The organism is Ruegeria sp. AG7 (assembly GCF_056541545.1).
Window position 1 is genome coordinate 134,674 of sequence record NZ_JBQFYP010000005.1, and the last position, 25,584, is coordinate 160,257.

The window sequence follows — 25,584 nt, forward strand, 5'->3', positions numbered from 1 at the left end:
CCTAAATCGACCGGACGATCCGGCGCTTCCCCGACCCGATTTGGCGGGTCGGAAATAGTCTTTGTCAAACAGGTTCCAGCAGCTTGATCGAGATATGGGCAATTCCGCCCCGCTCGTGATGCATCGCCAATTCTTCGGAACCAAAGAAGGCTTTGGCCTTGTCCAGGTTTGTAACCTCGAACATCGCGATGGCGTGGTCCTTTTGGTCGGGGTCGCGCCAGACATGAAGGTCGCGGATACCCGCGGCCTTGCGCATCGGTTTGTCCTCGCGGAACACTTTCAGCCAAGCATTGAAATCGGCCACATCGGCCTGCCAGAGGACATGCGTTGCCATGCTTACAGGTCCATCAGCAGGCGGCGCGGGTCTTCCAGCGCCTCTTTCACACGGACGAGGAAGGTCACGGCACCTTTGCCATCGACGATCCGGTGGTCATAGGACAGGGCCAGATACATCATCGGGCGGATCTTGATCTCACCATTGATGACCATCGGACGGTCCTGGATCTTGTGCATGCCCAGAATACCCGACTGCGGGGGGTTCAGGATCGGCGAGGACATCAGCGAGCCATAGACACCACCATTCGAGATGGTGAAGGTGCCACCCTGCATCTCAGCCATGCTCAGCTTGCCGTCACGGGCGCGCTTGCCCTTTTCGGCGATGGCTTTTTCGATCGCGGCAAAGGACATGCTGTCCGCATCGCGGATGACAGGCACGACCAGACCCTGCGGCGTACCGGCGGCGACGCCCATATGCACGAAGTTCTTGTAGACGATGTCGGTCCCATCAATCTCGGCATTGACCTCGGGCACTTCTTTCAGGGCATGGCAGCAGGCCTTGGTGAAGAAGGACATAAAGCCCAGCCTTACGCCGTGCTTCTTCTCGAACTGGTCCTTGTACTGATTGCGCAGGGCCATGACCTCGGTCATGTCCACCTCGTTGTAGGTGGTCAGGATCGCGGCTGTGTTCTGTGCATCTTTCAGACGCTTGGCGATTGTCTGACGCAGGCGGGTCATCCGCACGCGTTCTTCGCGTGCCTCGTCCTCGGCAGCCACAGGGGCGCGCGGGGCTTGGGCCACAGGGGTGGGGGCAGCCGCCACAGGTGCCGGGGCCGAAACTGCTGCAACGGCTTTGGCCACGTCCTCCTTCATGATGCGACCGTCGCGGCCTGTTCCGGTGACCTGATCAGCTGACAGTCCGGCTTCGGCCATTGCCTTCTGGGCTGACGGCGCGTTTGCGATGTCTCTTCCTGTGCTGGTTGCTGCGGGCGCAGCCGCCGCTGCCTGGGCCGGCGCGGCTGTTGCACCAGCGGCTGCTCCGGAGATGACAGCCAGCTTGGCAGCCGCATCCACGGTCGAACCTTCTGGAGCAACGATTTCTGCAAGAACACCCGAAGTCGGTGCGGGAACTTCAACCGAGACTTTATCGGTTTCCAATTCGCACAGCATCTCGTCCTGCGCGACGTTGTCGCCAACCTTTTTGAACCAGGTCGAAACGGTTGCTTCTGTCACAGATTCACCAAGTGTCGGCACCATCACTTCAACCGACCCGGCCGATGCGGCAGGTGCCGCTGCCGGAGCTGCAGCTGGCGCTGCGCCTTCTCCAGCCGCAATCGTTGCCAGCAAGGCATCAACACCGACGGTTTCGCCTTCGGCTGCCACGATTTCACCCATTACACCCGCTGCGGGTGAAGGAACCTCGACGGTGACCTTGTCTGTCTCCAGCTCACACAGCATCTCATCCATGGCGACCGCATCACCGGGCTTTTTGAACCAGGTTGCAACTGTGGCTTCGGTGACCGATTCGCCAAGCGTGGGAACACGAACTTCAATCGTCATCGCTTACTTTCCTTCAATGCTCAGCGCTTCGTTTACCAGCGCTTCTTGTTGGGCTTTGTGTTGGCTGGCCAGCCCCGTTGCGGGCGAGGCCGATGTGGCGCGACCGGCATAGGTCGGGCGCGTGTGTTTTGCATCGATACGGGACAGGACCCATTCAATGTTGGGTTCAATAAAGGTCCACGCACCTTGGTTCTTGGGCTCTTCCTGACACCAGACCATCTCGGCATTCTTGAACCGTTCGAGTTCGTTGATCAGTGAATGTGCCGGGAACGGATAGAATTGTTCGATCCGCATCAGGTAGATGTCGTCGATGCCACGCGCATCGCGTTCCTCCAACAGGTCGAAATAGACCTTGCCGGAACACATGACGACGCGCTTGATCTTGTCATCGGCCACCAGCTTGGTGTCAGAGTTGCCTTTTTGCGCGTCATCCCACAGCACCCGGTGGAAGCTGGAGCCTGTGGTGAAGTCATCCGCCGTGCTGACGGCCAGCTTGTGACGCAACAGCGACTTCGGCGTCACTAGGATCAGTGGTTTCCGGAAGGTCCGGTGCAACTGACGGCGCAGGATGTGGAAATAGTTCGCGGGTGTCGTACAATTCGCCACGATCCAGTTGTCCTGACCGCACATTTGCAGGAACCGTTCCAAACGCGCTGACGAGTGTTCTGGGCCTTGCCCTTCAAAGCCATGCGGCAGCAGTGTGACCAGACCGGACATCCGCAGCCACTTGCTTTCACCCGAGCTGATGAACTGATCGAACATGATCTGCGCACCGTTGGCAAAGTCGCCGAACTGCGCCTCCCACAGAACCAGAGCGTTCGGTTCTGCAAGCGAATAGCCGTATTCGAAACCCAGCACCGCGTATTCGGACAGCATCGAATCAATGACATCGTATTGGGATTGCCCGGCACGGATGTTGTTAAGCGGGTAATACCGTTCTTCGGTTTCCTGATGAACAAACCCAGAGTGACGCTGGCTGAACGTGCCCCGTGTTGCATCCTGTCCGGCCAGACGCACGGGGTATCCCTCGGTCAGCAACGAGCCAAACGCCAGTGCCTCGCCCGTGGCCCAGTCGAAGCCTGCACCGGTCTCGAACATTTGTTTCTTATGTTCCAGCAACCGCTCAACGGTTTTGTGCATTGCGAAATCGTCAGGAGCCTTGGTCAGCGCGGCTCCGATTTCCGCCAGTGTCTCTGCCGAGATCGCTGTTTCACCCCGGACATAATCATCCTTGTTCCTGTCCAGATGCGACCAGCGCCCATCCAGCCAGTCGGCCTTGTTGGGTTTATAGTCTTTCCCGGCCTCGAATTCGTCGTTCAGATGGGCCTGAAAGGCGGCCTTCATATCTTCGATCTCACCCTCGGGGATCAGCCCGTCCTTGACCAGCCGCTCGGTATACAAGGAAAGCGTTGTCTTATGGGTTTTGATCTTCTTGTACATGATCGGGTTGGTGAACATGGGCTCATCGCCCTCGTTATGGCCAAACCGGCGATAGCAGAAGATGTCCAGAACCACGTCTTTATGGAACTTCTGGCGGAACTCGGTCGCCACCTTCGCGGCGTGAACTACCGCCTCGGGGTCGTCGCCGTTCACATGGAAGATCGGGGCCTCGACCATCAGCGCGATATCGGTGGGATAGGGGCTCGAGCGGCTGAAATGCGGCGCGGTAGTGAACCCGATCTGGTTGTTGACCACGATGTGCATGGTGCCGCCGGTTCTGTGCCCTTTCAGGCCGGACAGGCCAAAGCCCTCGGCCACAACACCCTGACCGGCAAAGGCCGCGTCACCGTGCAGCAATATCGCCATGACCCTGGTACGGTCCGTGTCGCCCAGTTGGTCTTGCTTGGCGCGAACCTTACCCAGAACTACCGGGTTTACCGCCTCAAGGTGAGAGGGGTTGGCGGTCAATGACAGATGCACACTGTTGCCATCGAATTCGCGATCGCTGGAGGCGCCGAGGTGATATTTCACATCGCCAGAGCCGTCCACGTCCTCTGGCTTGAAGCTACCGCCCTGGAATTCGTTGAAAATCGCGCGATAAGGCTTGCCCATCACGTTGGCCAGAATGTTCAGGCGACCCCGGTGCGGCATCCCGATGACGATGTCACTGAGGCCAAGCGCGCCACCGCGCTTGATGATCTGTTCCATCGCCGGGATTAGCGCCTCGCCACCGTCCAGACCGAACCGCTTGGTGCCCATGTACTTGACGTGCAGGAACTTCTCAAAGCCCTCGGCCTCGACCATCTTGTTCAGGATCGCCTTGCGGCCTTCCTTGGTGAACGCGATTTCCTTGCCATAGCCCTCGATCCGCTCCTTCAGCCACGCGGCCTCTTCCGGGTTCGAGATATGCATGTATTGCAGCGCAAAGGTGCCGCAATATGTGCGTTTCACGATCTCAACGATCTGCCGCATCGAAGCGACCTGCAATCCCAGCACGTTGTCGATAAAGATCGGGCGATCCATGTCGGCATCGGTGAAACCGTAAGTCTTCGGGTCCAGCTCAGGATGGGTGCTGGCAGCGCGCATGCCCAGCGGGTCCAGATCCGCGGCCAGATGGCCCCGGATGCGATAGGCCCGGATCAGCATCAGTGCTCGCAAACTGTCCAGCACGGCGCGTTTGATCTGGTCGTCGCTGACCTCAGCCCCTTTTTCAGCCGCCTTGTCCTTGATCTTCTTGCCCGCCGCTTTAGCGTCAATCTCGGCCCATTCACCAGTCAGCGCACCAGTCAGGTCGTCTGCTGGCATCGGCGGCCAGTCGGTGCGCGCCCAGGACGGGCCTTCGGCTTCGCGTTGAACATCGGGGGCATCATCACCCATGGCATCAAAGAACGCGCCCCATGCGGCATCCACCGCACCGGGGTTCTTTGTGTATTGCGCATAAAGCTGCTCCAGATATTCGGCATTATGCCCCTGCATGAAGCTTGAGGCATGAAAGGCGGAATTGGGCGAATGTTCGGTCATAGGGCTACCTCTGTTGGGTTGGGACCGTATTGATTGGTGCCTGGCTGGCTGGGGCGTGTCAGCCACCATAGAACCAGGAGGGGCGACACGACCAGTACCAGTAGTGTCGGAAGAACGATGAGCAACGTGGCGCGGGTGAACAGAATATCCAGCCTGCCACCATGCTGGAAATGAGAGGCCAAGCCGATACCAAAAACGAGCACAGCTCCGGCGCCAAGGATCGACAGGATCGGCAGCAGAGCATACAGCCCGCTGCGCCCGGTATCGTGCATCCGCCGGAAAGCAACTGCCAGATGGGGAAAGAAGACGATCAGGCTGACGATGCCCTGCACCGGTTGCGAGGACGTGGCCGACACGGATTTCGAGGTTTCGGTTTCCGTCACCGCGACCTGCGTGAAGAACTGCCAGTCGATGATCCCGGCAATGATGTTCCAGATCACGATGAACAGGAAAAAGAACCAGTATTCGGGCCGCGAAGCACGGCCCGAGAAAGTGAAGAACTTGGAGAAGCAGGTGCGTATGGCGTCAGAGAAGGTCATGGGCTCACCGACCAACGGATCGCAAAATCCGAACCGCCAAAATTTGAGCCTGCGCAAAGGCTCGGACCAAGCACAACTAAAGTTCCTAAATCTGACGCTTTGTCTTTTGGGCCGTGCAAGATTTTGACTGATAAGTCCTGACCCGAAGCGAACCGTTCTTCAAACGATATAGAGTTATCGCTTGTGAACCCAAGTCGCTCCGGCCAGCCCGTAAAGTCACCTACATAGGTGAAACCACAGGACCGTGTTCCTTTTTCTTGAGCGTTTAGGAAGTAATTTGGATGGTCAGGGTGAATGAGAACGCTGATAAATGAAATCTTGTTTAAGTTATCCAGCGTTGCCCTTGCTTTTTCCAACTCCGCCGGGAAACTCTCAGGATCGGGGACATAGGTGGAGCCAGCAGCACGTTCCAGCCTTCTTCTATAGCTCATGTGGCGGGCGATGGCGTCTAATGCGTCGCCTTCAGCGAGAACAAATCCATTGTCCGCCAGACCTTCGGCGATTGGTTCGGACGCTTGAACAAGTTCCCGGCAGAGTTTGGCAATCTGGACGCCAAGCGCGTCTTCCATAGCTGCTTGAGCTTTTGTTTGAGCGATGATCGCAAGCAAAGCAATGATCACTGCACTAACTCGACGCACCAACTTCAACTGCCTCCAAGCCGCATCAAAAGGCAGGCGATAATCGCCCGCCTTCAAACCGAGCACTGCCCGAAGAACAAACACTCGGTCGCTGACCATTACCCAATCGCTTCCAGCACAGCTTCACCCAGCTGCGCCGGGCTTTCAGCCACGACGATACCGGCCGAGCGCATGGCTTCGATCTTATCCTCGGCACCGCCCTTGCCGCCGGCGACGATCGCGCCCGCGTGGCCCATGCGGCGGCCCGGAGGGGCCGTGCGGCCTGCGATGAAGCCTGCAACCGGCTTTTTGCGGCCTTTCTTGGCCTCATCGGCCAGGAATTGTGCGGCCTCTTCCTCGGCCGAGCCGCCGATCTCGCCAATCATGATGATCGACGTGGTCTCGTCATCTGCCAGGAACCATTCCAGCACGTCGATATGCTCAGTCCCTTTGATCGGGTCGCCGCCAATGCCCACACAGGTGGACTGGCCCAGTCCTACGTCCGTTGTCTGTTTCACGGCTTCATAAGTAAGCGTACCCGAGCGGGAAACGACACCCACGCTGCCGCGTTTGTGAATATGGCCGGGCATGATGCCGATCTTGCAGGCGTCAGGCGTGATGACACCGGGGCAGTTCGGGCCAATCAGGCGCGACTTGCTGCCTTCCAGCGCGCGTTTCACCTTCATCATGTCCAGAACCGGGATACCTTCGGTGATGCAGACAATCACTTCCATCTCGGCATCAATCGCTTCGAGGATCGAGTCTGCCGCGAATGGGGGCGGTACGTAGATCACCGATGCGTTGGCTTCGGTCACGTGCTTGGCCTCGTGGACCGAGTTGAACACGGGCAGGCCCAAATGCTCCATCCCGCCTTTGCCGGGGGTTACGCCGCCAACCATCTTGGTGCCATAGGCAATGGCCTGTTCGCTGTGGAATGTACCTTGCGAGCCGGTAAAGCCCTGACAGATCACTTTAGTGTTTTCGTCGATGAGGACTGCCATTTTGTCCCTTTCTCTAGGCGGTGTTGGATTGATGGGGTTCTGCCGCTGGAAGAACCTGCGGCGCATAGGTAATTTTCTGAAGCGTGGCGCGACCAAGGACCAGGTTGGCCATCGTGCGCAGGCCGCTGCTGATTTCGGCGATACCGCGCCTGATTTTTTGTCGGACCAGCGGCCAGCCCGTAGGGCGTGCGCGGGGGAAACCCATCTGGATTTCGCCCGGCGCTTCGTTGCCTTGCTCGACCATCGCAGGAACCACCTGATAGACATTGACCCGACACGCCGCAGCCGAGGCTGACGGGTTGAACAACAGGCCATCCAGCGTGATGTCATAGGGCTTTTGCGCCAGAAAGTGTTCTGCCGCTTGCCGGGTCAACGCATATGCGGCACCGCCGGGGTGGCGTGAGTGCATCAGGCGCAGTTCCCGACCCAGATGGGATGAGCTTTTGCGCTCAAGTGCGAGGAAAAGCTTTGTGCTGCGCCAGCGTTCGAACCGCACGATATCGGCATCCTCTGGCCACCAGGACGCATCGTTCAACCAATCCGCCAGTTCTGGCGACAGGAAAACATCATCCTCAAGTATCAAAGCCTGCTCCGCGCCGGAGGCGACAACGGCCTCCCACGCTTTGGCGTGACTGAGGGTGCAGGCCATGTCCTTGGTATGGAAATAACCCCAAGGTCCCTCAGACCGGCATTCACGCAGGAATTCCTCACGGGTGGCGGCGTCGCAATCAACAGCGTTGATGCGCGTTGCCGACAGGCCTGCCTTTTGCAGCACCTGCGCCATCAAACGCGCCCGCCCGGTGGCGCGTTCTAGGCCTATGAGGAAGATGGGGATGGACATCAGATCGATTGTTTCTTTCGATTTCCCGCGTGAAATGGATAAAGTTGGATTGTAGTTGCCGTGGGGTCGGCCTGTAGCCCACTCCACAGCAACTTGCTTACCCCTTAACCGCCTTGACGATCTTCTCGGCACCGTCTTTCAGGTTGTCCGCCGCGATCACGTCCAGACCCGAGTTGTTGATGATTTCTTTGCCTTTCTCGACATTGGTGCCTTCCAGTCGCACGACAAGCGGAACCTGCAGACCGACCTCTTTCACCGCAGCAACCACGCCCTCGGCGATGACGTCACAGCGCATGATGCCGCCGAAGATATTGACCAGAATGCCTTTGACCTGCGGGTCCGAGGTGATGATCTTGAACGCTTCGGTCACCTTCTCTTTGGTTGCACCGCCACCCACGTCGAGGAAGTTGGCAGGTTCGGCACCATACAGTTTGATGATGTCCATCGTAGCCATCGCCAGACCGGCACCGTTCACCATGCAGCCAATCTCACCATCAAGAGCGATATAGTTCAGGTCGTATTTGCTGGCTTCCAGTTCCTTGGGGTCTTCCTCGGTCGTGTCGCGCAGTTCGGCGATATCCGGGTGGCGGTAGACTGCGTTGCCGTCAAAGCCAACCTTGGCATCCAGCACTTTCAGGTCGCCGCTGTCGGATACGATCAGCGGGTTGATCTCCAGCATCTCCATATCCTTCTCGACGAAGGCTTTGTAGAGGATGCCCATGAGCTTGACACACTGCTTGACCTGCGCGCCCTCAAGCCCCAGCGAAAATGCGATGCGGCGACCGTGGTAGGGTTGGTAGCCGGTGGCCGGGTCAACCGAGAAGGACAGGATTTTCTCGGGCGTCGCGGCAGCAACCTCTTCGATGTCCATGCCGCCTTCTGTCGAGCAGACAAACGAGATACGGCTGGTCTGACGATCCACCAGCAGAGCCAGGTACAGTTCACGCTCGATGCCGGAACCGGCTTCGATATAGATGCGGTTGACCTGCTTGCCTGCCGGACCCGTCTGATGGGTGACCAGAGTGCGCCCCAGCATCTTCTTGGCTTCTTCGGCCGCTTCCTCGACCGATTTCGTCAGCCGGACACCGCCTTTTTCACCAGCATCGGCTTCTTTGAACGAGCCTTTACCGCGGCCACCCGCGTGAATCTGCGCCTTGACGACCCAAAGCGGCCCATCCAGTTCACCGGCTGCGGTTTTGGCTTCCTCGGCGCGCAATACGGCGCGACCATCGGAGACCGGAGCGCCGTAGCTGCGAAGAAGAGCCTTGGCCTGATATTCGTGAATGTTCATCGAAATTGTCCCGTCTGACTGCGTTTAACCGTTATAGGCGTGTCTAGCGGGCAAATTTAAAGGGTTTTTTGACCTGCGACGGGAAATTGTCGAAGATTTTCAACATTTGTGATCACAGGTTTTTAGGGTGTGATCACAAAAATTCAAGCGTCATCGATTGATTCGATATTTCTGCACAGTTTTTTGAAATCACATTCGAAAAAAGGGATTTGGGACGTTTGCGCCAACATATGCGGCCGGGTTCCGCGGTGGCAAATGAAAACCGGCCCAGAATTGGGCCGGCCTCAAATTCGGATTGTCTGGCAGTTTTATGCCAGTGAACTGTCGATACCCTTGCACGCCTCGATCAGGCCCTTCACGGCGTTGACCGAGTTGTCGAAGCCGGCTTGCTCGTCTTCGTTCAGCTTGATGTTTACGATGCGTTCGACGCCGCCTGCGCCAATGACTGTCGGCACCCCGACATAAAGGCCGTTAACGCCCAACTCACCGCTGCAGTACGCCGCACAAGGCAGAACACGCTTTTGGTCTTTCAGATAGGCTTCGGCCATTTCGATCGCCGAGGTGGCGGGCGCGTAATAAGCCGATCCGGTTTTCAGCAGGCCTACGATTTCGGCGCCACCATCACGGGTGCGCTGTACGATGGCGTCCAGCTTTTCTTGCGAGGTCCAGCCCATTTCAACCAGATCAGGCAGCGGGATACCGGCAACGGTCGAATAACGAACCGACGGCACCATGGTGTCGCCATGGCCGCCCAATACGAACGCGGTGACATCGCGCATCGAGACGTTGAACTCTTCCGACAGGAAATGCGCGAAACGTGCCGAATCCAGCACGCCAGCCATGCCGCAGACTTTGTTATGCGGCAGGCCCGAAAATTCGCGCAGCGCCCAGACCATGGCGTCCAGCGGGTTGGTGATGCAGATCACGAACGCATCGGGCGCATGTGCTGCGATACCTTCGCCGACCGACTTCATGACTTTCAGGTTGATGCCCAGCAGGTCATCGCGGCTCATGCCCGGTTTGCGGGCTACGCCTGCGGTCACGATGCAGACATCCGCGCCGGCGATATCGGCATAATCGCTAGTGCCTTTCATCGAGGCGTCAAAGCCTTCGGACGGGCCGGATTCGGCGATGTCGAGCGCCTTGCCCTGTGGCAACCCGTCAGCGATGTCAAACAGGACAACGTCACCCAGTTCTTTGACAGCTGCAAGATGCGCAAGCGTGCCGCCGATGTTCCCCGCGCCGATTAGCGCAATCTTGGGTCTGGCCATTTGGAATATCTCCGGTCGGTTTTGAAATCGCGGCTGTGCTAGTCGCTAAAACGGCATTAGGCAAGAGTTCTGCGACGTGGCATACAACCGCATACCGTTTGCGAGACCCTATGTGGTTGCGCTAAAGGGCCTTTGAGACAAGCCAAAACCGGGACCGGTGCATGTTTGAATTGAACCTGATGTTTTTTGCAGTGGCGATCCCGGCGGTGATATTTGCGGGTATCTCAAAGGGCGGTTTCGGCTCGGGCGTGGCTTTTGCGTCATCATCGATTCTGGCCTTGATCCTAACACCCGGGCAGGCCCTGGCCCTGATGCTGCCGATTCTGATGGTGATCGATGTGGCCACTTTGGGCCCTTATTGGAAGCGGTGGAGCTGGAGGGATGCGCGCCTGCTGATCCTGGGTGCTGTACCCGGTGTGGCAATGGGGGCATGGCTTTACCGCTCAACGGATGATGACCTGCTGCGCCTGCTGATCGGCGGCATCTCGGTCGGGTTCGTGATCTGGCACATCGCACAGTCAAAAGGCTGGGTGCGCGGGTTTGCCAGACGGTTGCCACCCTCCGCTGGCCTGTTTGCAGGGCTGGTCGCGGGCTTCACCAGCTTCGTCAGCCATGCCGGAGGCCCTCCAGCTGCCGTTTACCTGTTGTCCCAACGGCTGACAAAGACCGAGTTTCAAGCCAGTACGGTATTGGTTTTCTGGGTGATTAATATCGCGAAGTTTGTACCCTACGCTTATCTGGGCATGTTCACGTGGCAGACGGCATGGGCCGATATGCTGTTAACACCGTTTGCTGTTCTCGGTGCGTGGCTGGGCGTCCGCGCACATTTCATGTTGTCCGAACGCCTGTTCTTTGGAATTGCCTATGTGCTGCTGACCCTCACAGGCAGTAAACTGATCTGGGACGCACTTACTTGATCAGGCGTTCGGGGGCAGCGCTTCGGCTACAGCCTCAAAAGCTTGCCCCGAAGCGACAAGGCAGGTGACCCCGTTGGGCAAGGTCACCGTGATGGTCCAACTGCCGCTTTGAGTTGAAGCAAAAAGCTCCATGACTGCGCCTTGCTGGGCCAGACCAAAGCCCCTGCGCGTTTCGCCATAAGTGTCGGTCAACCTTTTCAGCACATCCTCTCGCGGTGCGCAGTTTTGCCCCTGGGCCTGTACCTGTTGTGCCGCCAGAACCATGATCCCAAGTCGCATCGTCATCTTGAACATTGTCTTTCGCATCCCGAATCCTTTCGGTTCCCTCTGCTGGTCAGGGTGCGGCGTAGGGGCCGAAATTCAGTTAAGGCAAAGCACGTTGCGCCCTGTTTGCTGCGGTGCGGCAATTTTGGGCTTGAACTTTCCGGTAAAAAATGCCCCATTCCGCGCAACTTTATTTCAATGGGAGTGGTCCATGGATCCTCGTCAGCGCCCCTATCGTTCGGTTCTCTATATTCCTGGGTCCCGGGATCGGGCTTTGGAAAAGGCCCGCACTCTGCCGGTAGATGCAATCATCTTCGATCTGGAAGATGCGGTCGCGGCCGACGAAAAGGACAATGCGCGCGAAACGCTTAGGGCGGCTTTGGCTGCCGGAGGGTACGGGTCACGCGTCAAGATTGTCCGGATCAACGGGTTGGACACCGAATGGGGCCGTGCGGATGCCGAGGCTGTGCGCGAAATGGATGCCGACGTAGTCCTGTTGCCTAAAGTGAATTCGGCGGCTGACGTGGATGCGCTGGCTGCGATCACCGGAGATCTGCCGATCTGGGCCATGATGGAAACCCCGCGTGGAATGCTGAACGCGGCAGAAATCGCCGCGCATCCGCTGATGGCCGGATTCGTGATGGGAACAAATGATCTGGCGAAAGAGTTGCAAACCCGCTTCCGCCCAGATCGCCTGCCTATGATGTCCTCGTTAGGGCTGTGCTTGCTGGCCGCCAAGGCCGAAGGGCTGATTATCATCGACGGTGTTTACAACGCCTTCAAGGATGTCGAAGGTCTGGCTTTCGAATGTGCGCAAGGCCGTGATATGGGCTTTGATGGCAAAACGCTGATCCACCCGGCCCAGGTCGAAGTGGCAAATACCGCCTTCGCGCCATCGGATGACGAGATCGACCTGGCTCGCCGCCAGATCTCGGCCTTTGAAGAGACCGAAGCCCTTGGCCAAGGGGTCGCCGTTGTCGATGGCAAGATTGTCGAAAATCTGCACGTTGTAACTGCCCGCGAAATTCTGGCAAAAGCAGAGGCGATATTAGCTTTGCAAGCGGGGTAGGCCAGCATGGGCTTTGTTCTTCTGATCTTGGGTGTGGCGCTGTGGTGGGGGGCGCATCTGTTCAAACGTGTGGCACCTGAACGCCGCGCTGCAATGGGTGACGCGGGTAAAGGCGCTGTTGCCCTGGCTTTGGTCGCGTCGATCCTACTGATGATCTTCGGGTATCGCATGACCGACTTCATCCATGTTTGGGCGCCGCCAATATTTCTGGTTCACGTCAACAACCTATTGGTTTTGATCGCGATTTATTTGATGAGCCCTGCGGGCACAAAAGGCCGGCTGCTGAACAAGCTGCGCCACCCGATGCTGGGCGGGTTCAAGCTGTGGGCTTTTGCGCACCTGTTGGTGAACGGCGATCTGGCCTCGATCATTCTGTTTGGTGGCCTTCTGGCCTGGGCGGTGGTCGAAGTCATTGTAATCAACAAGTCTGAACCCGAGTGGACCCCGTCAGAGCCTGGCACTTACGGCAAGGATGCGATGTTCTTTGTGGCTTCGATCGTTCTGATGGGAATTATCGGATACATCCACGGGCTGGTTGGCCCATCTCCGTTCGGATCATAAGGATTTGATTTGATGTCGAAACTTTATCGCTTGCTGACCGAAGAAGACACTTCGGCCTTCTGTCACAAGGTGTCCGACGCCCTGTCAAAGGGATGGGAGCTGTATGGCGACCCGGCTTACGCCTTTGATGCCAACGGCAACGTAATGCGTTGTGCGCAGGCCGTGACCAAAGAGGCCGAGGCCGACTATTCCCCCGACATGAAACTGGGACAGCAGTAATGGCGAAAACAAATCCGGGCCGATTTTTCGAGGACTATTCTGTAGGGCAGGTGTTGCAGCATGCAGTACCTCGCACCGTGACCGAGGGAGAGCGTGGCTTGTATCACGCGCTTTATCCCGCACGTCATGCGCTTTACTCTTCGGATGAGTTTGCTCGGGACTGTGGGTTGCCGGAAAGCCCGATTGATGATCTGGCCGCGTTCCACATTGTGTTCGGCAAAACCGTGCCTGACATTTCCTTGAACGCGGTTGCCAATCTTGGCTATGCCGAAGGCCGTTGGCTGAAGCCCGTTTATACTGGCGATACGCTGCGATCCGTATCAGAGGTTATTGGCCTGAAGCAGAATTCCAACGGAAAAACCGGTGTTGTCTGGGTTCGTACACGCGGGCTGAACCAGTTGAACGAGGTGGTTCTTGAATACGTGCGCTGGGTCATGGTGCGCAAGGCAAACATGGATGCACCCGCGCCCGAGACAGTTGTTCCTGATTTGAAGGCGGCCCTTGATCCGCAGGACCTGATCGTGCCGGAAGGGCTTGATTTTTCAAACTACAATTTTGGCCTTGCGGGCGAGGTGCATCGCTGGGGCGATTATGAGATCGGTGAAACCATCGATCATGTGGACGGTGTCACCGTCGAAGAGGCCGAACATATGCTTGCCACACGTCTGTGGCAGAACACCGCCAAGGTGCATTACGACCTGACGTTCCGTCCGGAAGGGCGGCTCATTTACGGTGGGCATGTAATCTCGATGGCGCGGGCATTTTCCTTCAATGGCCTTGCAAATGCGCAGATGATTGTCGGCTTGAATGGTGGCGCCCATGCTAACCCTTGTTTTGGGGGTGATACGATCAAGGCATGGTCCGAAGTTTTGGACAAAGCGGAAACCGGGGTTCCCGGCATAGGCTCTGTGCGATTGCGTCTGGTCGCGACCAAGGGCGGTGATCCGTTCAAGCTGAAGAACGAAGAAGGGCGGTACCTGCCAGATGTTCTTCTGGATCTCGACTATTGGGCATTGATGCCCAAATAGGTGATCTGACGGATATGTGACGCCACGGCTTGCAAGGCGTGATAGGTTTGCACAATGAACCTGCTACGCGCGATATTGGCCAGCGTCACTCTGGCACCTGCGGCTCAGGCCTGCGATCTGGCCTTGGCTTTGGCTGTGGACGTTTCTGGTTCGGTCGATAGCAGCGAATATCGCATCCAGATGGATGGGTTGGCCGCAGGTTTGCGCGACCCGATCGTGTCCGAGGCACTGGTGCGGGGGCAGGCGCGGCTGATGCTGGTGCAGTGGACCGGCTCATCGCGCCAGCGGATCACTATCCCCTGGACCCGTATCGATAGCTTTGCCACGCTGGATCAGTTTGCAGACCGGGTCGCCGCCGATCCGCGCATCTGGCGGAATTTTTCGACGGCAATCGGCGAGGCGCTTCAAATGACCCTGAGTTCATTTGATTCGGTTTCCGACTGCCGACGGCATCTGATTGACCTGTCAGGGGACGGTGTGTCCAATGAAGGGATTGAACCTACACGGGTACATGCGGCCCTGCGCGCCGAGGGAATCGTTGTCAACGCGCTGGCTATTGAGGAAAGCGAACCGGACCTGACGGCATATTTCTTTGAGAATGTCATCGTAGGCGAAGGTGCCTTTGTCGTTTCTGCCACCGGGTTCGCGGATTACCCGGAACGAATTCGTCGAAAACTGCTGCGCGAAGTGACGCAGCAAACGGCAGACCTGAAATGACGGCTTGAGAGATTCGTGATCACATCTCTTCGGCCTTGAAAACGCTAACATTGACAGTGCGGAATGTGATATGTGATCACGAGATTATTTTGTGTGATCACATAATTGAATTATCCGTATAATTGAGCGCAATTTGATGGTTTTTGCACTCGCAGCACGTGACAGTGTCGCAAAAACCAGTAAAACGTTCGGTAGCCAACCGAAAAGGAGCCGCCATGGCCGATGTAAATCGGGGCAATCGCCCACTTTCGCCGCATCTGTCGATTTATCGCCCGCAGCTGACGTCGATCACGTCCATCCTGACGCGCATCACCGGTAACGCCCTTCTGCTCGCAGCTCTGTTGATCGTCTGGTGGTTTCTGGCCGCTGCAACCTCGCCCGAGGCCTTTGCCGTAGCGAATGGGGTAATAACCTCGATGCTTGGAGACCTTGTGATGGCGCTGTCCGTTTGGGGGCTTTGGTATCACACGCTGGCCGGTGTGCGGCATCTGATCTGGGACAATGCAGTTGGTCTGGATATTCCGACAGCGACCAAAATGGGTTGGGCTGTTGTTATCGGATCGGTCGTCTTGACCCTTCTGACCCTTGTCCTCGTCGCGTGATTGGAGGCCTGACATGCGTTATCTGACCGACCGCAAACGCGCCGCTGGACTTGGCTCGGCGAAATCCGGTACTGCCCATTTCTGGGCGATGAAAGTCAGCTCGGTTGCTTTGCTGATCCTTGTGCCGTTGTTTGTATTCACCTTTGGTCCGATCCTGGGCCAGCCATTCGAGGTCGTTCTCGACTACTACTCGCGACCTTTCCCTGCCATCGTGGCAGCACTGACGCTGGCGGTTGGCTTCAAACACTTCGCGGACGGTGCGCAGGTGATGCTTGAAGATTATGTTCACGGCACGCTTGAAAAGGTCCTGATCATTCTGTTGACCTGCTTGTCTTATGGCGCGGCTGCGGCTGGCATCTTTGCCGTCGCTCGCATTGCCCTTTAATTCCCGGAGCTGAAAGAAATGGCTGCATACGAATACGAAACGCATGAATATGACGTGGTCGTTGTCGGTGCCGGTGGGGCCGGTCTGCGGGCAACACTGGGTATGGCGGAACAGGGTCTTCGCACGGCTTGCGTAACCAAGGTTTTCCCAACCCGTTCGCATACTGTGGCCGCTCAGGGCGGTATCGCCGCGTCGTTGTCAAACATGGGGCCCGACCACTGGCAGTGGCACATGTACGACACTGTGAAAGGCTCGGATTGGCTGGGCGATACCGATGCGATGGAATACCTAGCTCGGGAAGCGCCCAAGGCTGTTTACGAACTGGAGCATTATGGCGTTCCGTTCAGCCGAACCGAAGAGGGTAAGATCTATCAACGCCCGTTTGGTGGTCACACCACTGAATTCGGCGAAGGCCCGGCAGTCCAGCGCACCTGTGCCGCTGCGGACAGGACCGGCCACGCGATCCTTCATACGCTGTATGGCCAGTCGCTGAAGAACAATGCCGAGTTTTATATCGAATACTTCGCCATCGACCTGATCATGTCCGATGACGGCCAGTGTCAGGGTGTTGTCTGCTGGAAGCTGGACGATGGCACGATGCATGTCTTCAATGCCAAGATGGTTGTGCTGGCGACCGGCGGGTATGGCCGCGCCTATTTCAGCGCGACCTCGGCCCATACCTGCACCGGTGACGGTGGCGGTATGGTGGCCCGCGCGGGCTTGGCGCTGCAGGATATGGAGTTCGTTCAGTTCCACCCGACCGGCATCTACGGATCGGGCTGCCTGATCACCGAAGGCGCGCGTGGCGAGGGTGGTTACCTGACCAACTCGGAAGGTGAACGGTTCATGGAGCGTTACGCCCCCCAGTACAAGGACCTCGCACCGCGCGATTACGTCTCGCGCTCGATGACCTTGGAAATCCGCGAAGGCCGTGGTGTCGGTGCGGAAGGGGATCATATTCACCTGAACCTCAGTCACCTCCCAGCCGAAGCTTTGGCAGAACGTCTGCCCGGCATCTCGGAAAGCGCCAAGATCTTTGCCGGCGTGGATGTCACCAAGGAACCGATCCCGGTTCTGCCAACCGTGCACTATAACATGGGCGGTATCCCCACAAACTATTGGGGTGAAGTTCTGAACCCAACGGCCGAGAACCCGACAGCTGTGGTTCCGGGCCTCATGGCAGTGGGCGAAGCCGGTTGCGCCTCGGTCCACGGCGCGAACCGCTTGGGCTCGAACTCGCTGATTGACCTTGTGGTCTTTGGCCGCGCGGCGGCGATCCGGGCAGGCAAAGTTGTGGATGCAGAAGCTGCGAACCCGGTTTTGAACCAGGCATCGGTCGATAAGGCCTTTGACCGGTTCGACGCGGTGCGCAACGCTAGCGGTTCCATCCCGACCGCCGAGTTGCGGCTTGAGATGCAGAAAACCATGCAGGCGGATGCTGCCGTGTTCCGTACCGCCAAGACCATGTCCGAAGGCGTCGAGAAGATGACGGCAATCGCTGCGAAGATGGACGATCTGAAAGTCACCGACCGGTCGCTGGTCTGGAACAGTGACCTGATGGAAACGCTGGAACTGACCAACCTGATGCCCAACGCGCTGACTACGATCGTTGGCGCAGAGGCGCGCAAGGAATCCCGTGGTGCCCACGCGCACGAGGATTTCTCTGCACGTGATGACGAAAACTGGCGTGTTCACACGGTTAGTCGGGTCGAAGGCAACAAGGTTGAGCTCAGCTATCGTCCCGTGATCGTCGATCCGCTGACGACCGAAGACGAAGGTGGCATCAGCCTGAAGAAAATCGCACCCAAGGCACGTACGTTCTAAAAGGCTCGGACAGCAGGCAATGGTGAGCAAGCGCCAAATACCCACGAAAACCGCAATGGCCATTGGCCAGTGGTCGGTCCGTGTCCGGTGCTTGTCATGACGGGCGAGGTCCTGCAATCCGGTTCAGGCGATCCAAAGATCGTCCTGATCGGGCTGAACCGCTGTGCAACGACCTCGTTTCACAGGCTGTTCCAGAACAGCGGGATACCGTCAGTTCATTGGGAAGATGACCAGGGCCGAAACCTTGCGCACCGCATGTTGACTAACATAGCCATGGGGCGACGACCACTGGACGGGTTCGGAGCGGTGCGGGCCTTCACTGACATCGCTTTCGTCAGCTCACGCTTCATGCTGGACGGGGCGCGTTTCTTCCGTGAATTGCATGCAGCTTACCCGAATGCCTATTTCTTGCTGAACACACGGGACAGGGATGACTGGATCGCATCCCGTGCCAACCATTCCGGCGGTAGGTACCTTGAGCGATGCTGCGAGGCCAATGGACAAACGGCCGATGAAGTGAAACACGGCTGGGCACATATGTATGATGTGCACCATGCCGAAGTAGAAGCCTATTTCGACGGCAACCCGCGCTTCCTGCGCTTTGATATCGACTGTGACGATCCGCAACGCGTTGCGGACTGGCTCGCGTCGGATTTTGACGTGAACATCGCCCATTGGGGGCATTATAACCGAGGGGCGTCTCAGCGCGCCCGGACAGGCTGAAAGGCGGCCTTGTGCTGAATGGAGAATTGACATGGTTCAACTGACCCTGCCCAAAAATTCCCGGATTATCACCGGCAAGACTTGGCCAAAGCCGGATGGCGCGACCAATGTGCGAAAGCTCCAGATCTATCGCTGGAACCCGGATGACGGACAGAACCCCCGTGTCGATACCTACTTTGTCGATATGGACACGTGCGGGCCGATGGTTTTGGACGCGCTGATCAAGATCAAGAACGAAATCGACCCGACCCTGACATTTCGCCGGTCATGCCGTGAAGGCATCTGCGGCTCGTGCGCGATGAATATTGACGGGATCAATACGCTGGCCTGTATCTATGGCATGGATGAGATCAAGGGCGACGTGAAAATCTATCCGCTGCCGCATATGCCTGTGGTCAAGGACCTTATCCCTGATCTAACCCATTTCTATGCCCAGCATGCGTCGATCATGCCGTGGCTGGAAACCAAGACCAACCGTCCTGCAAAAGAATGGAAGCAGTCGATCGAAGATCGGAAAAAGCTGGATGGTCTCTATGAGTGTGTGATGTGCGCCAGCTGCTCGACCTCGTGCCCGAGCTACTGGTGGAACGGCGACCGGTATCTTGGCCCCGCTGCTCTGCTGCACGCATATCGCTGGATCATCGACAGCCGGGATGAGGCCACAGGTGAGCGTCTGGACGAGTTGGAAGATCCGTTCAAGCTCTATCGCTGCCACACAATCATGAACTGCGCCAAGACCTGCCCCAAAGGTTTGAACCCGGCCAAGGCGATTGCCGAGATTAAAAAGATGATGGTCGAACGCGCGGTATAATAACCTGCACCGAATTGCGGTAAACGCATGTCGATCTTGCAAAATAAGGCGATGTGGCCCCGGCTGCATTGCCTTATTTTTTGGTCAGGGAGGAGTGATGAGTTCGAGTCAGGATCACTCCAATGAATGCAAACACATCCAAACAAAAAATCGACGCTAAAGAGGCGCTGAAACTGCTGGAGCAGGCATGGGCCTACTACACGCCGGAACCGGTTAAAGCCGACAAAGAGCCCGAGCTGTTCGAATACGCAAACGCGGCCTGATCCAATACGACAGCCCTTGAAAAACTTCGGTCAATCGGCAAAGCAGAGGAATGCCTGTTCTTCTGCTTTTGTTGGTCGCCGGAGTGTTCGCCTATTTTTTCTGGCGCTCGCGCCATTCAACGCTGACACGTGATTGTCGCTGGCGACAGGACAGACGTCATGGCATCTGGCGGTGCAACTATTGTGGAGCGGAAATCGCTGCGACGGACCAACCTATGCGATGCCTGAAGGCAAGTGATGGTTGAGAATAGGGCTTTTCGCGAGCCAGAGAATCCGCCACTCTGCACGCCATGACTGGTTCTGAGAATACTGCCCGCCCCCCCGAAGATGCCGAAGCCCGTCGTTCGGTCGCCCCTGTTATTTGTTATCCGAACGATGCCTTGCCGCGACCAGATTTGCCCTGGATGAGATCTGTACGCCAACGGGCAGTCAAAACCGGCGAAGTCCTGGTTCCTCCGCGTGAGGCGTGCTGTTTTGATGTACCTGCCGGGCATTTCTTTCGCATCACATCGGTTGAAGGCCCGCAGGTTGGCGATTTGAACCTGTGGAACCGCAATGATTTATCCGAGCGCTTTTATTCCGGAAAAACGCGGGCTTTGCATGGCACGCACCTGACCACCGGAGAGCGGATGTGGTCCAGTTTCCCACATCTGCGCCCGATGGCCACGATCATAGCGGATACACTGGAATGGTACGGGATCGATGCATACGGGGGATCGGTTCATGACGTAATCGGCACGCGTTGTGATCCATATACGGGCAATTTGCTGTCCGGCACGCAGTATCACCACTGTTGTCATTCCAACCTGACCCGCGCGCTGGCGGATCATCTGAGTATTCCGATGGATGAGGCCGAACCTGTGGTGCACGACGTTCTGAACGTCTTCATGTGTACCGGTTTCACTCGGGATACAGGTCAGTATTTCATGAAAGCATCGCCCGTTCGCCCCGGCGACTATCTGGAGTTCTTTGCTGAGATCGATCTGCTGGGCAATCTCAGCGCTTGTCCGGGTGGGGATTGTTCCTCCGAACATTCCTCGGACACAGCCGCGTGTTTTCCCTTGCTGGTCGAAACATTTGCCGCGACGGTCACAGACCTGGACAGCTGGGAAAGCCCGGCGCGCAATGGCTATGATCGCACGCACGGGCGCTAGGTTCAGCGGGCAACTACATCATTGTCAGCTGCTCGGAAATGCGGCCTGTAGCGCGATTTCCACCATGTCTCCAAAGCTGCTTTCACGTTCCGAGGATGGCAGAGCCTCTCCCGTTAGAAGGTGATCGGAAACGGTGAGAACTGCCAGAGCACGGCATTTGTGGCGCGCTGCAAGGATATAGAGCTCGGCCGCCTCCATTTCGACGCCGAGAATCCCGTGGCGCACCATCTGTTCATTCAGGTCCGGGCGCTCATCATAGAAAACGTCCGAAGAATAAATCCCGCCGACATGGGTAGGGGTTGCTTTGGCAGCCGCCGCCTTTGCGGCCGCCTGCAACAAACTCCAATCGGCGCAGGGTGCAAAGTTCAGTTCTTTCATGATACCGCGTGACGGCGTACTCAGCGTTGTTGACGTCATTGCCAGAATGACGTCTCGTATTTTTACGCTGTCCTGCATTCCGCCACACGACCCAATTCGGATCAGGGTTTTTGCGCCGTAATCGCGAATTAACTCGTTTACGTAAATGGAGAGCGAGGGCATTCCCATGCCGCTACCCTGTATCGTTACAGGATTCCCCTTCCAATTTCCGGTAAACCCAAGCATCCCCCGAACGTTATTGACTTGCTTCACATCGCCCAAAAACGTCTCGGCCGCCCATTTCGCCCGATAAGGATCTCCGGGTAATAGAACGGTTTCTGCAATTTCACCTTTTTCAGCGCCGATATGAATTGTCATTGTTTGTTCCGCCCCGATCAGATTTCAAGATCGGAAATATCGGCACCCGCCTGCAACGCGTCATGCACCCATTTCGGCTTGCGGCCACGACCTGTCCAGGTTTGTTCCGGATTGGCAGGGTTGCGGTATTTTTCTTTTGTTTTCGTGTTCTTGGATGCGCGGGGTGCGTCGCCTGAAAGCTCGGACAGCGAGTATCCGAATTCCGCGGCAGCCTTTTCTGCGGCTTTCAAAGCCTCACGGCGCTCGCGTTTTTCGGCTCCTACCAAGGCTTTTTCGACATCGTCACGCAATGCCAAAAGGTCTTTACGCGACATCTGTTCAAGATTGACCCCCATCATTCATCTCCGAAGGATATTATTTACGGTGCACTTGAGTGCGCACCGTAATTATAACGAATGGTTTATTCCATCCCAAATATCAAAAGGGAAGAAACGGGGAATTAAGGGTCTAAAACCTCAGTTACTCGGCTGCGAGGTTTTTGGGGTCAACCAGTGTTACGATATCGCTCATGATCGCATTAAGTTCAAAGTTTTTGGGGGTGTAAACCTTGGCTACACCCATGGCTTTCAATTTTGCGGCATCGTCATCCGGAATAATTCCGCCAACAACCACGGGAATGTGAGACAAGCCAGCCTTCTGCAGCCGATCCATTACATCTTCGACCAAAGGCAGATGGCTACCGGACAGGATCGACAACCCGATGACATGTGCGTCATCGTCGCGGGCTGAGGTGACAATTTCTTCCGGGGTCAGCCGGATACCCTCATAGCTGATATCCATGCCGCAGTCGCGGGCACGGAACGCGATTTGTTCGGCGCCGTTGGAATGGCCGTCCAATCCCGGTTTTCCAACCAGAAATTTCAGGCGTCGCCCCAGTTTGTCGCTGACGGCATCAACCGCCGCGCGCAGGTCATCCAACCCTTCGGTTTTGTTCGAGACCGATCCGGAAACGCCGGTCGGACCACGATAAGTGCCGAAGACCTTGCGCATCTCTTCGGCCCATTCGCCGGTGGTCACACCCGCCTTGGCAGCGGCAATGGACGGCTCCATGACGTTTGCTCCTGTCTGAGCCGCTTGGCGCAACGCGGCCAAGGTCGCTGCAACAGCCGCTTCGTCCCGCTCAGCCCGCCACGCATTCAAGCGGTCGATCTGTTCCTGTTCCACGGCAGGATCAACGACCATGATGCCGCCATCTTCAGTCTGAAGGGGGGAAGCCTCGCCTTCCATCCATTTGTTCACGCCGACAACGACGGTTTCGTTGCGTTCGATCCGGTTCAGACGTTCGGCGTTGGAATCCACAAGGCGGGATTTCATATACTCAATAGACGCAACCGCACCGCCCATCGAATCCAGGTTCGCCAGCTCTGCCCGCGCGCCTGCTTTCAATTCTTCGACCTTGGCATCAACAGCCGGGTTGCCATCGAACAGGTCATCGAATTCCAACAGATCAGTTTCATAGGCCAGAATTTGCTGCATCCGCATGGACCATTGCTGGTCCCAGGGGCGTGGCAGGCCAAGTGCCTCGTTCCATGCAGGCAACTGCACCGCGCGGGCGCGCGCGCTTTTCGACAGCGTCACGGCCAGCATTTCAATAAGGATGCGGTATACGTTGTTCTCTGGCTGCTGTTCGGTCAGGCCCAGTGAGTTTACCTGCACACCATAGCGGAAGCGGCGGAACTTTGGGTTCTCAACACTATACCGCTGTTGCAGAATTTCATCCCAAAGATCAACAAACGCGCGCATTTTGCACATTTCGGTAACAAAACGGATTCCTGCATTCACGAAAAACGAAATCCGACCACACAGCGCCGGAAAATCTTCGACCGGAACACGGGGGCGCAGCTCGTCCAGCACGGCAATGGCTGTTGCCAGCGCATAAGCAAGTTCTTGTTCCGGTGTCGCGCCTGCCTCTTGCAGGTGATAGGAACACACATTCATCGGGTTCCACTTGGGGACATTGGAATAGCAATACTCAGCCACGTCTGCGATCATCTTCAGCGACGGTTTTGGCGGGCAAACATAAGTGCCCCGGCTCAGATATTCCTTGATCAGGTCGTTCTGGACCGTGCCCTGCAATTTGGAAACGTCAGCGCCTTGTTCCTCGGCCGCGGCGATGTAAAGGGCTAGCAACCAAGGGGCGGTCGCGTTGATCGTCATTGACGTGTTCATCTGTTCTAGCGGAATCTGATCGAACAAAACCCGCATATCGCCCAGATGGCAGACGGGCACCCCGACCTTGCCAACTTCGCCACGTGCCAACGTGTGGTCACTGTCATATCCGGTCTGGGTGGGCAGATCGAAGGCAACCGAAAGACCGGTTTGCCCTTTGGCGAGGTTGCCACGATAAAGCGCGTTCGAGGCCTTGGCGGTGGAATGACCGGCATAGGTCCGGATGAGCCAGGGGCGATCTTTCTGCATCTGCGTCATGAAGGGGCCTCGCGTTTCGGTGGGCAATAAAATTACGTCCTGAGGTTCTAAAGCGCAATTTTCGGGACATGTCAATTCGCTGCGTTGCGGCATCCTGCAATTGTTCAGATTGTGAGCAGCTGCGATTGGTGGCAAGGTGCGGCCATGACGCAAACCGTGGAACTTCCGCTTTGGCTTTTTGTGCTGATCGTGGTCTTTGCCATGGTTACTTTCGCTTCACATTTTCTGTTCCCGTCAGTCCGATGGTTTTTCCGCCGCCGGTTGGAACGTGCCGTGGCGCGTTTGAACCAGCGCCTGCAACGTCCGATCCAACCGTTCAAGCTGGCCCGTCGGCACGACATGATTCAACGGCTGATTTATGATCCGCAGGTTGGTAAAGCGGTTCAGCATCACGCCCTCGAAACTGGAATACCCGAAGCCGTTGCGTCCGAACAGGCACGCCGCTATGCCCGCGAGATCGTGCCGTCCTTTTCCGCCTTCGCCTATTTCAGTTTTGCGATCCGGCTAGCCCGGCTGTTAAGCAACACGTTCTACGAGGTGCGGCTTAGCTACGAGGACGAAGACGCGGTCAGGACAATCGACCCTGATGCAACCGTTGTTTTTGTGATGAACCACAGAAGCAATATGGACTACGTGTTGGTTACATATCTGGCGGCCCCGCACTCTGCTTTATCCTACGCAGTAGGAGAATGGGCGCGGGTTTGGCCGCTGAGCCGGTTGATCCGGGCAATGGGGGCGTACTTTATCCGGCGCAAGTCAGGCAGCGAGCTCTACCGGCAGGTTTTGTCCACCTATGTGCGCCATGCGACCGAAGCCGGTGTTACGCAAGCCATGTTTCCAGAAGGTGGTTTAAGCCTGACAGGAGCGCTCGCCCGCCCAAAGCTTGGATTGCTCAAGTATATAATGGATGGGACGACGTCGCAGGGGCGTGATGTCGTATTCGTTCCTGTCGCTTTGAATTATGACCGCGTGCTTGAAGACACCATTCTGACCCGCGCAGCGTTAGGAACAGAACGTCGTTTTCGGGCCCGGATCGGGGTCATCACGCGTTGGATTCTCAAACAGTTCTGGCGGCGAGTGATCGGGCGCTACAAGCGGTTCGGGCTGGCATCGGTCCGGTACGGAATCCCGATTTCTCTGAAAGAGTTCCGGGCCGAGGGCAGTGACGACATGATGACCGATCTGGCGCGCACATTGATGCAGCGTATCCAGAACGCGATCCCGTTGGTCCCGGCCCCTGCGGCTTGTTTGCTGATACGTGACAATGGGCCGATGGCGGAACAGGATCTGCGGTCCTGTATTCAGGCGATGATGGAACGTGACGGTAAGCAGACCCAAGACAATGCGTCGGCCATATCAAGCGCTTTGGATCAGTTGATTGAACGACGGATACTCAAGCGGCAGGGGCATGTTCTTTCCGAATCTGGCCAACGCGGTGATTTGCTGGAGTATTATGCAGCGTCTGTACCGGTTTCCGCGCGCCCTTCTGTTTCTGCGTATGCAAAATAATTTCTGCGACCGCTGGGTC

27 protein-coding genes are annotated in these 25,584 nt (G+C 57.0%); 14 read left to right on the forward strand and 13 right to left on the reverse strand.

The features are described 5' to 3' along the window. Nucleotides 1-64: 64 nt before the first annotated feature. The 9 genes from ACR0BF_RS08730 to mdh all read right to left on the reverse strand — a co-directional run bounded on the left by ACR0BF_RS08730 (nt 65) and on the right by mdh (nt 10,357). On the reverse strand, nt 65-334 hold the full coding sequence (locus ACR0BF_RS08730; RefSeq protein WP_480483134.1) for a hypothetical protein: 270 nt from the start codon (nt 332-334) through the stop codon (nt 65-67). A gap of 2 nt (nt 335-336) precedes the next feature. Further along, complete coding sequence (gene odhB / locus ACR0BF_RS08735; RefSeq protein ID WP_480624694.1) at nt 337-1,836, reverse strand: 2-oxoglutarate dehydrogenase complex dihydrolipoyllysine-residue succinyltransferase; 1,500 nt, start codon at nt 1,834-1,836, stop codon at nt 337-339. 3 nt (nt 1,837-1,839) lie between these two features. Then, a complete protein-coding gene (locus tag ACR0BF_RS08740; RefSeq protein ID WP_480475078.1) occupies nt 1,840-4,797 on the reverse strand; it encodes a 2-oxoglutarate dehydrogenase E1 component in 2,958 nt (985 codons plus the stop codon). Next, complete coding sequence (locus ACR0BF_RS08745; protein ID WP_480624695.1) at nt 4,794-5,336, reverse strand: DUF805 domain-containing protein; 543 nt, start codon at nt 5,334-5,336, stop codon at nt 4,794-4,796. The genes ACR0BF_RS08740 and ACR0BF_RS08745 overlap by 4 nt, the downstream gene beginning before the upstream one ends. Beyond that, nucleotides 5,333-6,073 carry a hypothetical protein gene (locus ACR0BF_RS08750; RefSeq protein WP_480624696.1) on the reverse strand — a complete coding sequence of 247 codons (741 nt, stop codon included), beginning with the start codon at nt 6,071-6,073 and terminating at the stop codon, nt 5,333-5,335. The genes ACR0BF_RS08745 and ACR0BF_RS08750 overlap by 4 nt, the downstream gene beginning before the upstream one ends. After that, nucleotides 6,073-6,954 (reverse strand): succinate--CoA ligase subunit alpha, encoded by an 882-nt coding sequence (gene sucD / locus ACR0BF_RS08755; RefSeq protein ID WP_209506539.1) that lies wholly within the window; start codon nt 6,952-6,954, stop codon nt 6,073-6,075. The genes ACR0BF_RS08750 and sucD overlap by 1 nt, the downstream gene beginning before the upstream one ends. 13 nt (nt 6,955-6,967) lie before the next feature. Further along, a complete protein-coding gene (locus tag ACR0BF_RS08760; protein WP_480624697.1) occupies nt 6,968-7,795 on the reverse strand; it encodes a glycosyltransferase family 25 protein in 828 nt (275 codons plus the stop codon). Nucleotides 7,796-7,892: 97 nt separating this feature from the next. Then, the gene (gene sucC / locus ACR0BF_RS08765) at nt 7,893-9,086 is read right to left on the reverse strand and encodes an ADP-forming succinate--CoA ligase subunit beta (protein WP_480622923.1); all 1,194 of its coding nucleotides are present in this window, start codon (nt 9,084-9,086) and stop codon (nt 7,893-7,895) included. A 308-nt stretch (nt 9,087-9,394) separates the two neighbouring features. Beyond that, the gene (gene mdh, locus ACR0BF_RS08770; protein WP_267363196.1) at nt 9,395-10,357 is read right to left on the reverse strand and encodes a malate dehydrogenase; all 963 of its coding nucleotides are present in this window, start codon (nt 10,355-10,357) and stop codon (nt 9,395-9,397) included. 161 nt (nt 10,358-10,518) lie between these two features. Here mdh and ACR0BF_RS08775 point away from each other — a divergent pair, with 161 nt between their 5' ends. Then, the gene (locus tag ACR0BF_RS08775; RefSeq protein ID WP_267363195.1) at nt 10,519-11,274 is read left to right on the forward strand and encodes a sulfite exporter TauE/SafE family protein; all 756 of its coding nucleotides are present in this window, start codon (nt 10,519-10,521) and stop codon (nt 11,272-11,274) included. Here the strand turns inward: ACR0BF_RS08775 and ACR0BF_RS08780 are convergent, their stop codons facing one another. Then, nucleotides 11,275-11,580 (reverse strand): hypothetical protein, encoded by a 306-nt coding sequence (locus ACR0BF_RS08780; protein WP_480624698.1) that lies wholly within the window; start codon nt 11,578-11,580, stop codon nt 11,275-11,277. A 169-nt stretch (nt 11,581-11,749) separates the two neighbouring features. On the opposite strand from ACR0BF_RS08780, the gene ACR0BF_RS08785 reads away from it, so the two are divergent. From ACR0BF_RS08785 to ACR0BF_RS08840, 12 genes are all read left to right on the forward strand, one after another. After that, the gene (locus tag ACR0BF_RS08785; protein WP_480624699.1) at nt 11,750-12,607 is read left to right on the forward strand and encodes an HpcH/HpaI aldolase/citrate lyase family protein; all 858 of its coding nucleotides are present in this window, start codon (nt 11,750-11,752) and stop codon (nt 12,605-12,607) included. Nucleotides 12,608-12,613: 6 nt separating this feature from the next. After that, nucleotides 12,614-13,168 carry an NnrU family protein gene (locus ACR0BF_RS08790; RefSeq protein ID WP_480624700.1) on the forward strand — a complete coding sequence of 185 codons (555 nt, stop codon included), beginning with the start codon at nt 12,614-12,616 and terminating at the stop codon, nt 13,166-13,168. 12 nt (nt 13,169-13,180) lie between these two features. Further along, nucleotides 13,181-13,387 (forward strand): DUF1737 domain-containing protein, encoded by a 207-nt coding sequence (locus tag ACR0BF_RS08795; protein WP_480538983.1) that lies wholly within the window; start codon nt 13,181-13,183, stop codon nt 13,385-13,387. Beyond that, nucleotides 13,387-14,415: a MaoC family dehydratase gene (locus ACR0BF_RS08800; RefSeq protein WP_480624701.1), complete on the forward strand. Its 1,029-nt coding sequence runs from the start codon at nt 13,387-13,389 to the stop codon at nt 14,413-14,415. The genes ACR0BF_RS08795 and ACR0BF_RS08800 overlap by 1 nt, the downstream gene beginning before the upstream one ends. A 54-nt stretch (nt 14,416-14,469) precedes the next feature. Then, a complete protein-coding gene (locus ACR0BF_RS08805; protein ID WP_480475096.1) occupies nt 14,470-15,132 on the forward strand; it encodes a DUF1194 domain-containing protein in 663 nt (220 codons plus the stop codon). A 215-nt stretch (nt 15,133-15,347) separates the two neighbouring features. Then, nucleotides 15,348-15,734: a succinate dehydrogenase, cytochrome b556 subunit gene (gene sdhC / locus ACR0BF_RS08810; protein ID WP_480475098.1), complete on the forward strand. Its 387-nt coding sequence runs from the start codon at nt 15,348-15,350 to the stop codon at nt 15,732-15,734. Nucleotides 15,735-15,747: 13 nt separating this feature from the next. Continuing rightward, a complete protein-coding gene (gene sdhD / locus ACR0BF_RS08815; protein WP_480475100.1) occupies nt 15,748-16,119 on the forward strand; it encodes a succinate dehydrogenase, hydrophobic membrane anchor protein in 372 nt (123 codons plus the stop codon). A gap of 18 nt (nt 16,120-16,137) precedes the next feature. Further along, nucleotides 16,138-17,943: a succinate dehydrogenase flavoprotein subunit gene (gene sdhA, locus ACR0BF_RS08820; RefSeq protein WP_480624702.1), complete on the forward strand. Its 1,806-nt coding sequence runs from the start codon at nt 16,138-16,140 to the stop codon at nt 17,941-17,943. A gap of 96 nt (nt 17,944-18,039) precedes the next feature. After that, nucleotides 18,040-18,666 (forward strand): sulfotransferase, encoded by a 627-nt coding sequence (locus ACR0BF_RS08825; RefSeq protein WP_480624703.1) that lies wholly within the window; start codon nt 18,040-18,042, stop codon nt 18,664-18,666. A gap of 31 nt (nt 18,667-18,697) precedes the next feature. Continuing rightward, nucleotides 18,698-19,477, forward strand: coding sequence for a succinate dehydrogenase iron-sulfur subunit (locus tag ACR0BF_RS08830; RefSeq protein WP_480624704.1), 780 nt, complete (start codon nt 18,698-18,700; stop codon nt 19,475-19,477). 122 nt (nt 19,478-19,599) lie between these two features. After that, a complete protein-coding gene (locus ACR0BF_RS08835; protein ID WP_267363816.1) occupies nt 19,600-19,740 on the forward strand; it encodes a hypothetical protein in 141 nt (46 codons plus the stop codon). A gap of 290 nt (nt 19,741-20,030) precedes the next feature. Further along, complete coding sequence (locus ACR0BF_RS08840) at nt 20,031-20,894, forward strand: urea carboxylase-associated family protein (RefSeq protein ID WP_480604755.1); 864 nt, start codon at nt 20,031-20,033, stop codon at nt 20,892-20,894. A 24-nt stretch (nt 20,895-20,918) separates the two neighbouring features. Here the strand turns inward: ACR0BF_RS08840 and deoD are convergent, their stop codons facing one another. The 3 genes from deoD to ACR0BF_RS08855 form a co-directional block, all read right to left on the reverse strand. Then, the gene (gene deoD / locus ACR0BF_RS08845; RefSeq protein ID WP_480624705.1) at nt 20,919-21,629 is read right to left on the reverse strand and encodes a purine-nucleoside phosphorylase; all 711 of its coding nucleotides are present in this window, start codon (nt 21,627-21,629) and stop codon (nt 20,919-20,921) included. Between the two features lie 17 nt (nt 21,630-21,646). Then, nucleotides 21,647-21,964: an H-NS histone family protein gene (locus tag ACR0BF_RS08850; RefSeq protein ID WP_480604758.1), complete on the reverse strand. Its 318-nt coding sequence runs from the start codon at nt 21,962-21,964 to the stop codon at nt 21,647-21,649. 124 nt (nt 21,965-22,088) lie between these two features. Further along, nucleotides 22,089-24,149, reverse strand: coding sequence for a methylmalonyl-CoA mutase family protein (locus ACR0BF_RS08855; RefSeq protein WP_480518463.1), 2,061 nt, complete (start codon nt 24,147-24,149; stop codon nt 22,089-22,091). Nucleotides 24,150-24,200: 51 nt separating this feature from the next. On the opposite strand from ACR0BF_RS08855, the gene ACR0BF_RS08860 reads away from it, so the two are divergent. Then, a complete protein-coding gene (locus ACR0BF_RS08860) occupies nt 24,201-25,565 on the forward strand; it encodes a 1-acyl-sn-glycerol-3-phosphate acyltransferase (protein ID WP_480622913.1) in 1,365 nt (454 codons plus the stop codon). Nucleotides 25,566-25,584 lie beyond the last annotated feature (19 nt).